We start from the raw sequence: 14,874 nt of genomic DNA, 5'->3' as shown, positions 1-14,874 counted from the left end.
CGGGCGGGGCCGTGTTGTTCCCGGCCGGTGCCCGGGGTCTTCCGAGATCGACATCGCAGCTGCGTCAATCGCGGTGATCTTGGTGTTGGTGCCCGTGGCCGGCGCGCTGGAATGCTGGTCGCAGGAGCCGGCCGGGACCGCGGCAGGCTCGACGGCGAGGTGGGGGTTGCGTTTCCGTGGTGGTGTTCCGGACGAACGACGGGCCTGTACGCGGGCGCCGGGTCGCGGACGATGTGGTGGCCGTGCTCGGGATCCCGTACGCCGCGCCTCCTTTCGGGGCGGCGCGGTTCCGGGAACCGCTGCCCGCCGAGCCCTGGACGGAGGTGCGGGACTGCACGCGTTTCGGGCCCGTCGCCCCGCAGTCGGCCGAACTGCCGGGGGCGCCGTCGTGGTCGCCCGGTGACGAGGACGTCCTGACGCTCAACGTGTGGGCCCCGGCGGGCGGCACCTCGCTGCCCGTGCTGGTGTGGATCCACGGCGGGGCGTACACCTTCGGGTCGTCCGCGCAGCCCGACTTCGACGGGACGGCCCTGGCCCGCCACGGCGGGCTGGTCGTGGTGACGATCAACTACCGCGTCGGCTTCGAGGGCTTCGGGCACGTGCCGGCGGACGACGACGGCACGCGTCACCCGGACAACCGCGGGCTGCTCGACCAGGTCGCGGCGCTGCGGTGGGTGCGGGAGAACATCGGCGCGTTCGGCGGCGACCCGGACAACGTCACGGCGGCCGGACAGTCCGCCGGCGCGACCTCGGTGGCCGCTCTGATGGTGATGGACGGGGCCCGGGGGCTGTTCCGCCGCGCGATCGCGCACAGTGCCGTGGGCCCGTGCTGGTCGGCCGCGCTGTCGCGGGAGATCACCGAGCGGGTGGCGGCAGCGGCGGGCGTTCCCGCGACGGCCGCGGCCCTGGCCGCGGCGCCGCCGGAGGCCCTGGTCGCCGCGTCCGACGCGGTCGCGGACGCCTACCGCCGCGATCCGTCGTCCGGCCACCTGCACTACGACCCGGTGCTCTACGCCCCGGTCGCCGACGGTGACGTCCTCCCGGCGGACCCCCTCGCCGCGGTGGCCGCGGGGGCGGGGAGGGAGGTGGACCTGCTCGTCTGCCACACCACACAGGAGTACTGGCTGATGGACGCGGTCGGGAGCAGCGCCGACGTCACGACGGACGAGCAACTGGCCCGTTTCGCGGCCGCCTTCGCGCTGCCCGACGGGCTCCTTGCCGGCTATCGCGACCTGATGCCCGGGGCACCGGTGCTCGATGTCCATCTCGCCGTCTACGGTGACCTGCTGTTCGCCGAGTACAGCAGCAGGCTCGCCGAGGCGCACGCCCGGGCAGGGGGCCGGGCGTTCATGTCCCGCTTCGACCGCCGACGCCCCGGGCCGGACGGCGAGGTACGCGCCTGGCACTGCGCCGACGTGCCCTTGGCATTCGGCAACCACCGCCTCGCCGCAGTGGAGTTCCTCCTCGGCGGCCCGCCCTCCCCGGCGGACGACCGCCTGTCGCGGCGCATGCTCTCGGCGTGGGCGGAATTCGCCTCGACCGGCCGCCCCGGGTGGCCGCCACTCGACGCGACAGGGTCCGGCCCGGCCCGGACCTGGGCCCCGGACGACGACGCGGCGCGCACCCCGCTGCCCGACACCCGGCCGCTGTGGCGGGACTTCGACTACCGGCCGCTGGGTCCTTGACTGTCAGGCCTTGCCCGAGGAGCTGGACCGGGTGATCGCCATGCTTCGCGGGGCGGGGGCGTGATGTGGTCTCGGCCCCGGCCGACCCAGGCGCTTCTCGCGTCCTTCAATCCTGGATCTTCTCCAACTTCCAGGCGAGACGGCGTGCCGCGGGCTCGCCGTCCAATTGGCGAACGAGCGAATATTCACGCGAGTACGGCAGAGGGGATCCGGCTTCCAGGGACTCAGCCATCAGCCTGATCATCTCCCCGAGATTCTTCCAGCGGACTTCACCCCAGAAATCAAGGTCGTAGTCGATCTCCAGGACGGCGCCGTACGTATCGCCGGGCCGGTGGTCGATGAGAAGGCTCTCTCCCGTGTTCGTACCCGCGATGGGAAGCCAGAACGGGTGCGCCCACGGAGTCAGGCCGAGATCTTGGATCTCCTCCTCGGTGAACTGGTCGTGGAACTCTTCGAGCATGTCCGCCATGGCCCCCGGCCCGCACTTGAGCGACTCGGTGCCGTACGGGACGAAGCCACCCGACGGCCAGACAGGGGCGCTGCCTCCGTCGTGGAGTCCGAGCCACTGCACAAGATGCGGGTGGAGCGGGTACGGGACGGCGTCCTGGAGGGACTGAACGGCCTCTTCCGAGGCCGGCGGGCGCAGCGCGGAGAGAGCACCGGTGCACTGGTGCTCTCGAAGCCAGGTCTCGACGCGCTCCCACGGGCGTATGAGGTCGTCCACCAGCGCATCCTGACAGACCTCGGGCCTGAGATCGGTCACGTCCCACATGCAGAGGGCGAGAGCCCAGTACCGTGGCCCGGACCAGGCCTGGGATCCGGTTCCAAGGCGGGAAAACGGCCGCGTGGCAGGCACCGGCCCGTATCGATCCGGGGGGATCACGCACATGCGCATCGGCGTCTATCTCGCACATCCGCGGCCGGGCAGCTTCAACCACGCACTCTTCGACGCGGTCGCCGACGAGTTGCGGGGTCGCGGGTGCGAGGTGATCGCGCACGATCTGTGCGGCGAGGGCTTCCCGCCGGTCCTGACCGCCGGCGAGACGGAGACCGTCCGGGCGTCGGACGAGGCGCCTGATCCCCAAGTGGCCCTCCACCGCGCGGAAGTGGCCACGCTGGACGCCCTGGTGTTCGTCCACCCCAACTGGTGGGGCATGCCTCCGGCCGTCCTCACCGGCTGGGTGCAACGCGTGCTGGTGCCCGGCGTCGCGTACAAGCTCGGCAGCGCCGACGGCGAGCCCGTCGGTCTGCTGACGGCGGGCCGGGCGCTCGTGCTGAACACCTCGGACACCCCGGCCGACCGGGAAGAAGGTGAGTTCCGGGACCCCCTGCAGCGAGTGTGGGCCGCGTGCGTGCTGCCGTACGTCGGTGTCGACGACGTACGGCGGGTGGTCTTCCGTACGGTCACCGACTCGACGGAGCAGGAGCGTGCGGAGTGGCTCCGGCGGGCGCGGAGCGAGGCCGCGGCGCTGGCGTCCGGCTGACCGTTCCCCCGCGCTCGCGCCGCCGGGTCGCCGGGTCGCCGGGTCGCCGGGGGTAGTCGACGGCCCGCCGGGCGGCCGGGTCATCGCCGACGGCCCCCGGGCGTCCCGGTCGTCGCCCGCAGCGGCCTCGCCGCCGGCCGGTCGGCGTCAGCGTGGCCGCGGCGCCGGGCGGTCCAGGAAGCGGTGCAGGGACGCCTTCATCGCGCTGACGAAGGCGTCCCGCACGGGCGCGGGGAGGAGATCGAGGGAGAGGTAGGGGTTGAGGTCCTCCAGCTCGACCAGGAGCAGTTCGCCCGTCCTCGTGCGGCAGGCGTCGACGCGCTGGATGCCGTGGTCGAGGGTGTTCCAGTCGACGAACCTCTTCGCGAAGCGCAGATCCGCCTCGGTGGGCGCGTACGGCTCGAGGACCCACCGCTGCCCGGGGTCGGGGGCGTACAGCGCGTACTGGAAGGCGTCGTCGACGAAGTAGAAGGAGACCTCGTACCGGAAGTCCACCCGCGGCTGGACGAGCAGGTCACCGCGTGCGGCGAGCTTGGCGAGGTCCTGGCGCGGGACGAAGTCCAGGCCTATGGAGTCGGCACCCGCCTTCGGCTTCACCGCGTACTCGGCGGTCTCCGGGAGGCGCGCGAGGTGCTGCGGCCGGTCGACGGTGGGAATGACTGGGTGACCGGCCACGGTCAGGTCCAGCAGATACTGCTTGCCCGCCATGTCACCCCGGCCGTCGAGCGGGTTGTACACCCGGACACCCGTCGCCGCGGCCCGCTCGCGGAACACGTCGTACTCCTTCTGGTAGTGGAGTACGGGGCCGCTGTTGCGGACGACGACGGCGTCGAAGGCGTCCATCAGCTCGGCGGCGTCCAGCGGATGGCACAGCGCGAGGCGGAACTCCTCGCGCAGTCGTGACGTGAGGAAGACGTCCTCGTCGCCGTAGCGCCGTCCCCTGGCCGGATAGGCGAGGTCGGTCACGAACAGCAGGCGAGGGCGGGCGGGCACGGGCATCTCCTCGGACGGTAGGCCGACCGCCAACCTATCCATACGGCCCAAGGCCCCCTGGACCCGCCCAGGGCTCAGCACCGACCGGGGCTCAGCGCCTGTCAGAGCTCAGCGCCGGCCGGACAGCGTGCGCTGCGCGGACTTCCTCTTACGGCCCGCCACAGCCGCCACCGCGCGGTCCGGGTGGTGGCTGTGCAGGCTGTCGAGGACGCGCAGGGAAGTGGCGGGGTCGGCGGAGGCCAAGGCCTCCACCAGGGCCGTGGCGCCGCCCGGCCAGGCGGCGGCCGCCTCGTCGAAGGCGGGGAGCAGGGTCGTGGGCGGGATGTCGGCCGGTCCCGGAATGCCGGTGTCACCGGAGTCGTCGCGGCGCTTCACGTGGACGAGCATGTCGTCGATCCAGCGCTGGTCCAGCTCCTCGACGAGCACCGTGGCGCGCGCTCCGAGCGGGACCGCGTCCTCGGGGACGCTCTCGCCACGGGACAGCAGGAGCCGCCGGGCGGCCGCGCCGGTCACCGGGTCGCCGATCGCGGCGCGCAGGGCGGTGGTGGGGACGCCCGCGAGGTCGAGCTGCGCGAAGTACTCGGCCGTGCGGGCGGCGTTGGCGTCCTCGGACCTGGCCGCGGCGACCGCGGCGAGGAGTTCGCCCCAGGCCTGGTCCGTGCCTCCGTGCCGGTCCACGAAGGCGGCGAGGGCCGAGGCGGCGAGCTGGGTGGGCCAGTGCCGGACCGCCGCGACGGTCTGTGCCGCGTTCCAGCCGGCGACGGTCTCCTGGTCGGGAGCGGCCACATGGCCGACCGTGATCACGTGGCGCATGACGGCCGCGCCCAGGGGGGTGAGCCCGAAGGTGTCGCCCGTCCGGAAGACACAGCCGGTCAGGGCCAGTTGGTCGACCACGGCCGCCAGGCCCTTCGCGGGGGCGTCGATCTCTTCCCGGTCCTCCTCGGTACGGCCGGGCATCCCGAGCAGCACGGAGAGCTCCTCGGGCGACGGGGTCTCGTACGCGTCCGGGGCGCTGCCCGGGACGGGGGCCGGCGCGTCCTCCAGTTCGGGAGCCACTCCGTCGTCCTTGGCGTCGCAGATCTTGCGTGCCACCGAGTCCGGGGTGCTGCCGCGTTCGTAGAGCGAGTAGAGGATGTGCGCGGCGTCGAACGAGTACGCGTCGTCCGGGCCGGTGACCGGTGGCAGCCGTTCGGCCTGCGCGGCCAGGATGTCGGCGGCCAGTTCGAGGAGTTCCTGCGGGGTGCCCCCGGTCCACACGTCGGAGGCGGGACCGGGCAGGCCGCAGCGCTCGGACACCTCGCGCAGCTCGTCGTCGAGGTCTCCGGACGCCAGGGCGGCGGGCAGGGGCGCGGAGTGCAGCAGTCCCTGGATCTCGTCCGGTGCGGGGACGGCGGCCGGGGGCGGCAGCGGGACGGCGGAGTCGCCGTAGTAGTCGAGGTGTTCGTCGAGCATGTGGTCGGCGAGGGACGCGTGCGGCACGGCCTCCGGGCCGGGCGCGAGGGAAGCGTGGCGTCCGGTCAGTGCGCCGTCGAGCCCCGCCGCGGTCCACCGGTCGGTCAACTCGGCGGCGATGTGGTCCAGTTCGCCGGTGAGCGCGTCGTCGGGACGGTCGGCGTCCAGTGGCGGCGCGGGCAGCAGCGGGCCGGCCGGTGACGCCGCGCGGGTGTCCCGGGCGAAGGCCTCGAGCAGCGCTTCGGTGAGCCGGGCGCGTACGGAGAAGGTCCGGTCGGCGAGGTCCGAGCGGTGCAGCGGCTCGGGGAGGGCTGGCCGGTCCGCGTGCGGCATGCTCGCGAGCGCGTCGAGCCAGGCCCGTACGGCGTCGGCGTCGTCGCGGTCGACGCCGTCGGCACGCAGCAGCGACGCGTACCAGCGGGACCAGGTCAGGTTCAGCGGGTCGGCCATGGCGCGGCGGAACTCGGGGACGGCCTCCTCGACGGCGGCGACCAGCTTCGCGTGCCGCTTGGTGTTGAGGCGGCCGGCGGCCCGTACCCGGTCGGCCAGGGCGGTGAGGACGACGGGCACGGCGTCGAGCTCCTCGTCGCCCGCGGACAGCATCGGGGGCAGATCCTCGTGCAGGACCTGCCGGACCAGCTGCGGCGTGGGCTCGGGCACGCCCGCCCTGCGTTCCGCGCCACGCAGCGCGAGCATCGTCAGCACCGCGTCGGTGGTGCGCACGGGCAGCGCCGCGCCTCTTTCCCGGGACACCCAGGTGAGGAAGTCGTCGCGGCCGGTGTTCAAGGCGTTCGTACGAGTCACTCGTGGAGCGTATGAGGGCGGGCGGCGCCGGAGATCCTTCCGGGCCGGGTGTTAGCCCGATCGGGCGAGCGATCACCTCCGCAGGGCGCGGGGCCGCGTCCGGGCGATGAGTTCCGGCTGCGCGGACGGTCACCACTGCATGAACACCTCCGAGACGACACCCGTGCCCGACCTCACGCCCGCCGCCCGCGCCGTGGCCCGGCTGCTGGACCCGATCAGCGACGACCAGCTGGGCGGTCCGACGCCCTGCCCCGACTACTCCGTGCGTGAGCTGCTGGCCCACATCGACGGCCTGTCCCTCGCGTTCCGCGACGCGGGGCGCAAGGACCTCGGCCCGACGACGGGCACCGACCCCGGCAGCTCGCTCCCGGTGCTCGACGAGAAGTGGCGCACCGTGCTGCCCCAGCGGCTGGAGGAGCTGGCGGAGGCCTGGCGGCAGCCGTCGGCATGGGACGGCATGACCCAGGCCGGCGGGGTGGACCTGCCGGGCCAGGTCGCCGGGCGCGTCGCGCTGAACGAGCTGGTGCTCCACGGCTGGGACCTGGCTCGGGCGACGGGGCAGGAGTACGACCCCGGTGAGGCGAGTGCGGCGGTTTCGTACGAGATGGTGAAGCCGTCGGGTGACGACTCCCTGCGCGACGGGATCTTCGGGCCGCCGGTACCGGTGCCGGACGACGCACCGCTGCTGGACCGGGCCGTCGGCATGAGCGGGCGGCGGCCGGACTGGCGGCCGGGCGACTGACGACCGACGGCCGGCGACCGACGGCCGTCGGCCGTCGGCCGACGACGCGGACGCAGCCCGCGGGACGGGGCCGCGGAACAGGGCCGGTGCGGCGGTCAGCGAGGCGGCCGGCGGCCGGCAGGGAGTGCGACTTCGGCAGGCCGGCAGGGAGTGCGGCTCCGGCGGAGGCCGAACGGTGTGGCGGACGGCGGCGCCGGGGCCGGCTCCGTCACCAGGCCACGCCCTGACGCCGGAGCCGGCCCCGGCGCCAGGCCACTTCCGTCCGCCGGCCGGCGTGGACCGCCCCGCACCCCGGCGGAAAGGGGATGAGCCGGAAGGGACGCCGATGCGATGCTCCTGGCATGACACGCCGAGTGAAGCCCAGCCTCTACTTCTCCGTCGACGTCGAGGCCGACGGGCCGATTCCCGGCCCGTACTCGATGCTCAGCTTCGGCGCCGCCGTGGCCGGCCGCCAGGACGCCGACAGGTACGAGCCGGCCGATCCCGAGAAGGACACGTTCTACCGTGAACTGCGACCGATCAGCGACGACTTCGTACCGCGTGCGCTGGCCGTGAGCGGCCTGGACCGGGAACGGCTCGCGGCCGAGGGCAGTGAACCGGCGGCGGCCATGGCCGCGTTCGGCGAGTGGGTGCGCGAGGTGTGCGAGGCGCACGGAGGGGCGCAGCCGGTGATGTGCGGCTACCCGGCCTCGTACGACTGGACGTTCCTGTACTGGTACCTGCTGCGGTTCACCGGGGCGAGCCCGTTCGGGCACTCCGGGTGCCTCGACATGAAGACGCTGTACGCGGTGAAGGCGCGGCTGCCACTTCGAGCGGTGACGAAGTCGGCGATGCCGCGTGAGCTGCTGTCGACACGACGGCACACCCACCATGCGCTGGACGACGCGATCGAGCAGGCGGAGCTGTTCAGTAATCTGATGGTATGGCCGGGGGTGTGACCCCGGGAGGGGGTCCGCCATGAAGTCCGTACCGCGCATGCTGTTCGCGTTCCTGATCGCGGTGGGGGCGTGCACCGCCTGCACCGGCGACGGCTCCGGGGGCGGGGCCGGGCTGGAGGATCCCGCGAAGAAGGACATCGCGATGCGGATCGTCTCCAGCGCGGAGAACTCCACGCTGGACTGGAAGGCGCAGTACGAGTACATCGAGGACATCGGCGACGGCCGGGGCTACACCGCCGGCATCATCGGCTTCTGCTCGGGCACCGGCGACATGCTCGCGGTGGTCGAGCGCTACGCGAAGGCCAGGCCGGGCAACGCCCTGGAGCGTTTCCTGCCCGCGCTGCGGGCGGTCGAGGGCAGTGACTCGCACGAGGGGCTGGGCGAGCCCTTCACCAGGGCGTGGGAGCGGGCCGCGACGTCCGACGCGGCGTTCCGCGCGGCCCAGGACGCCGAGCGGGACGAGTCGTACCTGCTGCCCGCCGTGCGCCGGGCCGAGGACGACGGTCTCGGCGCGCTCGGGCAGTTGATCTACTTCGACGCGTACGTCATGCACGGCTCCGACACCTCCGAGAGTTCCACGGGCTTTCGCGCGCTGCGCGAGAAGGCCCTGGTCGGCGCGGAGTCTCCCGCGGAGGGCGGTGACGAGGAGGAGTACCTGAACGCCTTCCTGGACGCCCGCGTCGAGGCGATCCGCAAGGAGCCGTCGCACGCCGACACGAGCAGGGTGGAGACGGCGCAGCGGCTGTTCGTGCGGGAGCGGAACTTCGGCCTGGAGCCGCCGTTGAACTGGCGGGTCTACGGCGACAGTTACCACATCGGCGCGATGGCGGCCCGACCCGGCGGGTGACTATCGACCGCCCACGCCAAGGGGCGGGCCGGATCCCTTGACGGACGACGTGGGGACCATCACAAGCAGTTACATTGTGCACAACTGAATTGAGCACTACATTGAACGCACCGAGGCAGTGACGCAGCGAGCGGCGCGGCGCACCGCTTCGTACGAGGAGGAGAATCTCCATGGAATTCGTCAGGTTCGAGACGTACCGGCCCGTCCAACGACCCACCTACCAGCAGGAGCTGGACGAAGTCGTCCAGCAGGTCGCGGACCGCACCCGCGGGTCCGTCGAGCGGCAGAAGGCCGGCCGCGCCGTCAGGACGGCGCACGGCAAGACCTACGGACTGATGAAGGCAACCGTCACGGTGAGTGAGGTGGAGGGTCCGTACGCCCAGGGCATCTTCGCCGAGCCGACGGCGTACGACGCCGTGGTCCGCTACTCCAACGGGCTCGGGCACCTGCGGGCCGACTCGCTGCTGGGCGCGGCGTGCGGCATGGGGATCAAGATGTTCGGCGTGCCCGGCACGTCACTGCTGAGCGACGAGTCCGAAGCGACCACGTTCGACCTCAACCTGATCAACAACAACGTCTTCTTCGCGAACACCGCGTACGACTACATGGTGATCGAGGAGCTGTTCTCCGAACTGCCGGACGCCCTGGTGGACCCGGCGCGGCGCAGGTCGTGGATGGGCGAGTTCCTCACCCGGCGCGGGACGCTGGAGACGGCGGACGAGTGGCTGTGGGACGAGCTGTTCGCGATGCTGTCCTTCACCAGGGTCCAGCGGCAGAACCTGCTCTCGTACACCTACAACAGCATGGGCGCCTTCCGTTACGGCGACCACATCGCGAAGCTGCGCACGGTGCCCCTCACGCCGGTCGGACACCTCGGGGTCGATGTCCTGGCGGACGGCGAGGCCTTCCGCAACACGCTGGTCGCAGAGGCGGCCGAGCGCGACCACGCCTTCGAGCTCCAGGTGCAGCTGAACACCGACCTGTCCCGGATGCCGGTGGACAACACCTCGGTGGAATGGCCCGAGCAGCTCTCCCCCTGGGTCGGTGTCGCCAGGATCGACATCCCGCGCCAGGACATCGGCGGCGCGGACAACCTCACCGCCGCGGACGGCACCTCGATCACCCCTTGGCGTGTGCGCGAGGACCACCGGCCGATCGGCGAGATCCAGCGGGTGCGCGAGGAGGTCTACCGCCGCTCCTCCGTCGAGCGCCACCGCATCAACGGACAGCCGCGGGTGGAGCCGCGGAGCAGTGCCGAACTCCTGGGCTGAGCGGCGCAGGTGATGACCGCGAGGCCGGCCGAGGGGCGCCTGGAAGGACCGAAGGGCCCGTGCGTACCGTGTCACTGACCCTGCGTCAGCTTCACCCTCTCTTCGCGCAACCACTGCGTCTTCTTCATGTCTCGTTGCCGGGCCACGGGCAGACTCTTCGCAACCGAATGAAGGTTCGGTCGTGCCGCCCGTGTTCTACGCGCGTTGCCGTGGGCGGTACCGGCCCGAGAAGAGGACGTACATGCCCCCCACACCAGTCACCCGCTGGAAGCATCTCGCCCTGGCCATAGGCGGCTTGTCGCTGGCGATCGCCGCGACCGGCTCGGCGACGGCGATCACCGCGCCCGCGTCCGACGTGACCGCCGGCTCGGCCGCGTCCACGTCGGTGTACGACGACACCTACTACCAGGACGCGATCGGCAGGACCGGACAGGACCTCAAGGACTCCCTCCACACCATCATCAGCGACCAGACCAAGCTGTCCTACTCCCAGGTCTGGGACGCGCTCAAGGCCACCGACGAGGATCCGGCCAACTCCGCCAACGTGATCCTGCTCTACACCGGCCGTTCCCAGAGCAAGTCCTCCAACGGCGGCGACCCCGACCAGTGGAACCGCGAGCACACCTGGGCCAAGTCGCACGGTGACTTCGGAACGGCCACCGGCCCGGGCACGGACATCCACCACCTGCGGCCCACCGACGTGTCGGTGAACAGCACCCGCGGCAACAAGGACTTCGACATGGGAGGCTCCCAAGTCGGGGAGGCGCCGGGCAACTACACCGACAGCGACTCGTTCGAGCCCCGCGACGCGGTCAAGGGCGACGTGGCCCGCATGATCTTCTACATGGCCGTACGCTACGAGGGCGACGACGCCTTCGCCGACCTGGAGGTCAACGACCGGGTGAACAACGGGTCCATGCCGTACCACGGCCGGCTGTCCGTGCTGAAGCAGTGGAACGAGCAGGACCCGCCGGACGCCTTCGAGAAGAGGCGCAACCAGGTGATCTACGACGACTTCCAGCACAACCGGAACCCGTTCGTCGACCACCCCGAGTGGGTCACCGCGATCTGGGGCTGAAACGTTCCCTCCGTGGGCCGGGGCGCCTGGGGTGACACCCGGGCGCTTCGGCGCGGTCGTGGACGCGGGCGCTTCGGCGCGGTCGTGGACGCGGGCGCTTCGGCGCGGTCGTGGACGCGGGCGCCTTCGGCGCGGTCGCGGACGCGGGCGCTGCGGGTCGGTGCGTGGCCTTACGCAGTGTTCCCCTGGCCGGATGGATCCCGGCGGCCACACTGGGCGTGCCATACGGCGGCCCCCAGAGAGCAGTCGTAGGCGCAAGGGCCTGTTAATAGGAAAAGGAGTGATGCCCGTCCGACCGGCAGCGGCAACTGACGGGGGACGCCGACGCGAACGACCGGCTGGTCTTCGTCGACCGGCACCTGGCCAGTCCGCTCGCCGTGCGGCGGACGGGTCAGCGGTGTGGGGCAACAGGTCTACAGCGGGGTGAGGTGGGCCGCCCGGTCCAGGGCGCGGAGCAGTTCCGGCTCCCATCCGGCGCGCGACACGTCCAGGGCGGGCAGGCCGGCGGCACCGAGCGCGGCGAGTTGCACCCGGTGCTCGACGCCCTGTTGCCATGCTTCCCGCAGCACGTGGCGGGCCTCGTCACGGGACCGGCGGCCTGTGGTGGCCAGGGACCGGGCGTCGGGAAGGGCGGCGAGCTCGCGGCCGGCCTTCTCCAAGCGCGCCGTCAGCGCGGCGGCTCGTTCAGCGCCTGGGGCGGGTGGCACAAGGGTCACCTCGAGGGCGGCGACGCCGCGGCGCAGCTGTTCCATGCGCACCGGCAGCGGCTCCCAGCCTTCGGTGCCCGCGAGGTCGATGTTCACCTTCGTCACGGTGCCGGTGTAGCTGCGGGCGACGCCGCGGGGCTGAAGCGGGGTGCCGGCCGGCCGGTAGACGGGTTCGACACCTTCGGCGACGACGCCGCCGTGGTTGCCGCGTGTCGAGACCCACAGCCGGTCCGCGCCGCCTGTCACGTCTGTCATCAGCAGGCGGCGGACCTGGAGCCAGCGTCGCAGGGCGGCCCGGGTGGCCCGGCGCAGCGGGTAGACCTCGACGGCATCCGGGGTGCCGGGGCGGGCGTTCTGCGGCCGGCGCACGACGCGGACCTCCTCCAGCGTGGGTGAGAGGTCTTCGAGGCGCAGGGCGCACAGCTCACCGACGCGGGTGCCGGTGTCGAGCACCACCGAGGACAGGGCGAGCATCCGCACCCACAGCGGGTAACCGCGGTTGAGCAGACCGCCCTCGACGGTCCACCCGGTCCGGCGGCCGATGTGGTCGGCGAGGGTCTGCAGGCTGTCGCGCAGCCGCTCGCGGCGAGCGACGTCCACCGGAGTCTTGCCGGGCACCTGCTCGATCTGCCGCAGGTGGTGGACCTCCAGTCCGAGCTCGCGCTGCAGCAGCACCATGACGCCGGAGCGCACCATGGCCGTCGCTTCGCTGGTGGGGCGTTTCTCTCCCCGGTCGCGCAACTCGCCGACGAGGGCGAGCTGCTCGTACGCGGTGAGCGAGTCGCGGGCGAGGACGTCGACGAGGTCGTCGGCCACGGTCAGCGGATGGCCGGGATGCTTGAGGGCGCGAACGAGCTCACGGGCGTGGGCGCGTACCTGCCGCGCCCGGGCCTCGGACGGCGCAGCCCCACACACCGCGTCGACCGCCTCCCGGAGCTGCGGCAGCTCTTCCAGGACGTCGGGCTTCTTCGTCACGCCTGGGACGGTAACGCGAGGGCAAGGATCTCGTCCCGAACACCGGGTGCATCGCCGCCCGCCGGCCACCCTGACGCGGACGGCCGGTGCACGACGGCCGGCGCGCGGTCCGGACCGACGAGGAGGGGTACTCGTGCCCCGACTCACGGCGGCCAGTTCCACGATTGCATGAGGGGTGGTCACTAACGTCAGGCCGCAAGGAAGGGAGTGCTCAACGTGGCGATCACGAACGTCTTTGCGGTTATGCCCGTCGTGGACTTCGAAACGGCTCGCGGGTGGTACGAACGCCTCTTGGGGCGCCCCGCCGACCGCAACCCGATGGGCGGCCTGGCGGAATGGCAGGTCACCGAGGGAGGGGCAATCCAATTGCTCCGCGACCCCGACCGCGCAGGCTCCGCCATGCTGACTCTCGGAGTCGACGACATCGACGGACAAGCTGCTGCAGCCGCGGAGAGAGGTCTTGCGATGGGGCCACCCCAGGACACCTCCGGGGGGTTCCGCATCGCGGCCATCACCGACCCGGCCGGCAACGTCATCACATTCGCCCAGGACCTCGGGCGCGACGCCTGACCTGTCGCGTGGCTTGCATGCGGCTCTGTCTCCATGAACGCCTCGACCACGTCAACGGTCCCATCGAGCGTGCATCGAGAGCCGCCGACCAGCCGCCGTCGCCATGGCGACACCGCCCCCGCCGCTGAAACTTGCCGCGTGGCAACGGGCGTTCCCCCAGGTCCGTCGAAGCGCCACAGGTCTGGGCCATAGGGACTTGCGACCACCCCTTTACGCCCGGGCGTCACAGTGACTTACTCATGTGACGTGTCCATGACTTCCCGCGGGCCGCGGGACGTCGTGCGCCTGACGCTCGTCCGCCGATCCCCCACCCTGCCAGGAGGCAGTCATGCCTGTGTCACGAGTTGGATTCGCGCGTCGCGGAAGACCGAAGTCCGCCACCGTCATCGGCACCCTCGTCTCGGCGGGTGCCCTGCTCATGACCACCGCCGGTACGGCGGCCGCCGCCCCGCCGCCGGCGGACAGGCCCGTCAAGCCCGGCCAGGCCTGGATGGGTTCGGGAACCCGCATCGAGCAGCCGGGCGCCGCAGAGGCGGGCGGCCCCATCACGCCGATGGACACGAGCGGCGTCCAGGGGATCGACGTCTCCCACTGGCAGGGCGCGATCAACTGGGGCTCGGTGAAGGGCGCCGGGATCGACTTCGCCTACATGAAGGCCACCGAGGGCACCAGCTTCAAGGACTCGCGTTTCGGTGCGAACTACACCGGCTCCTACAACGCCGGACTGGTCCGCGGGGCGTACCACTTCGCCCGGCCGAACTACTCGAACGGGGCGACCCAGGCGAACTTCTTCGCCTCCAACGGCGGCGCCTGGTCCCGGGACAACCGGACGCTGCCCGGTGTCCTCGACATCGAGCACAACCCGTCCGGCGCCATGTGCTACGGCCTGTCGACGACCCAGATGCGCACCTGGATCAACGACTTCTACAACACGTACAAGGCGCGCACCACGCGGGACGTGGTCATCTACACGACCGCCAGCTGGTGGAACACCTGCACCGGCAACTGGACCGGCATGTCCACCAAGGCGCCTCTGTGGGTCGCCCACTGGGGCGTCAGCAGCCCGAACGTCCCGAGCGGCTTCCCCACGTGGACCTTCTGGCAGTACACCGCGACCGGTCGGGTCAGCGGCGTCGCGGGCGACGTGGACCGCAACAAGTTCAACGGCTCGATGACGCGGCTGATCGCACTCGCCAACAACACCGCCTGACCCGGGAGGACCCGGCACAGCGGAACGCCGCCGGGTGGAGCCTCGAGGCGGTCACCACCAGCAGCAGGACCTCCAGCAGTGGTTCGCACAGCAGCAGCGCGGCGCCGGTGCGCGGCAT

General features: G+C 71.9%; 13 protein-coding genes. 9 read left to right on the top strand and 4 right to left on the bottom strand.

The window, feature by feature from the left end:
- Window positions 1–176: 176 nt before the first annotated feature.
- Window positions 177–1,685, top strand: coding sequence for a carboxylesterase/lipase family protein (locus tag AB0K36_RS20335; protein ID WP_364596155.1), 1,509 nt, complete (start codon window positions 177–179; stop codon window positions 1,683–1,685).
- A gap of 106 nt (window positions 1,686–1,791) precedes the next feature.
- Here the strand turns inward: AB0K36_RS20335 and AB0K36_RS20330 are convergent, their stop codons facing one another.
- The gene (locus tag AB0K36_RS20330) at window positions 1,792–2,409 is read right to left on the bottom strand and encodes an SMI1/KNR4 family protein (RefSeq protein WP_364596152.1); all 618 of its coding nucleotides are present in this window, start codon (window positions 2,407–2,409) and stop codon (window positions 1,792–1,794) included.
- Between the two features lie 163 nt (window positions 2,410–2,572).
- Between AB0K36_RS20330 and AB0K36_RS20325 the strand changes: the two genes are divergently transcribed.
- Entirely contained in the window at window positions 2,573–3,169 is a 597-nt protein-coding gene (locus AB0K36_RS20325; protein ID WP_364596149.1) for an NAD(P)H-dependent oxidoreductase, read from the top strand.
- A 147-nt stretch (window positions 3,170–3,316) separates the two neighbouring features.
- Here the strand turns inward: AB0K36_RS20325 and AB0K36_RS20320 are convergent, their stop codons facing one another.
- Window positions 3,317–4,168 carry an ATP-grasp domain-containing protein gene (locus tag AB0K36_RS20320; protein WP_364596146.1) on the bottom strand — a complete coding sequence of 284 codons (852 nt, stop codon included), beginning with the start codon at window positions 4,166–4,168 and terminating at the stop codon, window positions 3,317–3,319.
- A 102-nt stretch (window positions 4,169–4,270) separates the two neighbouring features.
- A complete protein-coding gene (locus tag AB0K36_RS20315; protein ID WP_364596143.1) occupies window positions 4,271–6,418 on the bottom strand; it encodes a hypothetical protein in 2,148 nt (715 codons plus the stop codon).
- 139 nt (window positions 6,419–6,557) lie between these two features.
- Here AB0K36_RS20315 and AB0K36_RS20310 point away from each other — a divergent pair, with 139 nt between their 5' ends.
- The 5 genes from AB0K36_RS20310 to AB0K36_RS20290 all read left to right on the top strand — a co-directional run bounded on the left by AB0K36_RS20310 (window position 6,558) and on the right by AB0K36_RS20290 (window position 11,294).
- Window positions 6,558–7,160 carry a TIGR03086 family metal-binding protein gene (locus AB0K36_RS20310; RefSeq protein ID WP_364596140.1) on the top strand — a complete coding sequence of 201 codons (603 nt, stop codon included), beginning with the start codon at window positions 6,558–6,560 and terminating at the stop codon, window positions 7,158–7,160.
- 341 nt (window positions 7,161–7,501) lie between these two features.
- Window positions 7,502–8,098 carry a 3'-5' exonuclease family protein gene (locus AB0K36_RS20305; RefSeq protein ID WP_364596137.1) on the top strand — a complete coding sequence of 199 codons (597 nt, stop codon included), beginning with the start codon at window positions 7,502–7,504 and terminating at the stop codon, window positions 8,096–8,098.
- Window positions 8,099–8,117: 19 nt separating this feature from the next.
- Window positions 8,118–8,945 carry a chitosanase gene (locus tag AB0K36_RS20300; protein ID WP_364596134.1) on the top strand — a complete coding sequence of 276 codons (828 nt, stop codon included), beginning with the start codon at window positions 8,118–8,120 and terminating at the stop codon, window positions 8,943–8,945.
- 170 nt (window positions 8,946–9,115) lie between these two features.
- Window positions 9,116–10,216: a catalase family protein gene (locus AB0K36_RS20295; protein ID WP_364596131.1), complete on the top strand. Its 1,101-nt coding sequence runs from the start codon at window positions 9,116–9,118 to the stop codon at window positions 10,214–10,216.
- Window positions 10,217–10,457: 241 nt separating this feature from the next.
- Complete coding sequence (locus tag AB0K36_RS20290) at window positions 10,458–11,294, top strand: endonuclease I family protein (protein ID WP_364596128.1); 837 nt, start codon at window positions 10,458–10,460, stop codon at window positions 11,292–11,294.
- A gap of 413 nt (window positions 11,295–11,707) precedes the next feature.
- On the opposite strand, the gene AB0K36_RS20285 is transcribed toward AB0K36_RS20290, so the two are convergent.
- Window positions 11,708–12,976: a hypothetical protein gene (locus AB0K36_RS20285; protein WP_364596125.1), complete on the bottom strand. Its 1,269-nt coding sequence runs from the start codon at window positions 12,974–12,976 to the stop codon at window positions 11,708–11,710.
- Window positions 12,977–13,192: 216 nt separating this feature from the next.
- Between AB0K36_RS20285 and AB0K36_RS20280 the strand changes: the two genes are divergently transcribed.
- Together AB0K36_RS20280 and AB0K36_RS20275 are read left to right on the top strand one after the other, a co-directional pair.
- Window positions 13,193–13,546, top strand: coding sequence for a VOC family protein (locus tag AB0K36_RS20280; protein WP_364596122.1), 354 nt, complete (start codon window positions 13,193–13,195; stop codon window positions 13,544–13,546).
- Window positions 13,547–13,874: 328 nt separating this feature from the next.
- Window positions 13,875–14,756 (top strand): lysozyme, encoded by an 882-nt coding sequence (locus tag AB0K36_RS20275; protein ID WP_364596119.1) that lies wholly within the window; start codon window positions 13,875–13,877, stop codon window positions 14,754–14,756.
- The last annotated feature ends 118 nt before the right edge of the window (window positions 14,757–14,874 follow it).

This window comes from Streptomyces kurssanovii (assembly GCF_040677245.1).
GTDB lineage: Bacteria > Actinomycetota > Actinomycetes > Streptomycetales > Streptomycetaceae > Streptomyces > Streptomyces kurssanovii.
Note: the sequence above shows the minus strand (reverse complement) of the source record. Positions and strands in the feature narration are given on the sequence as shown.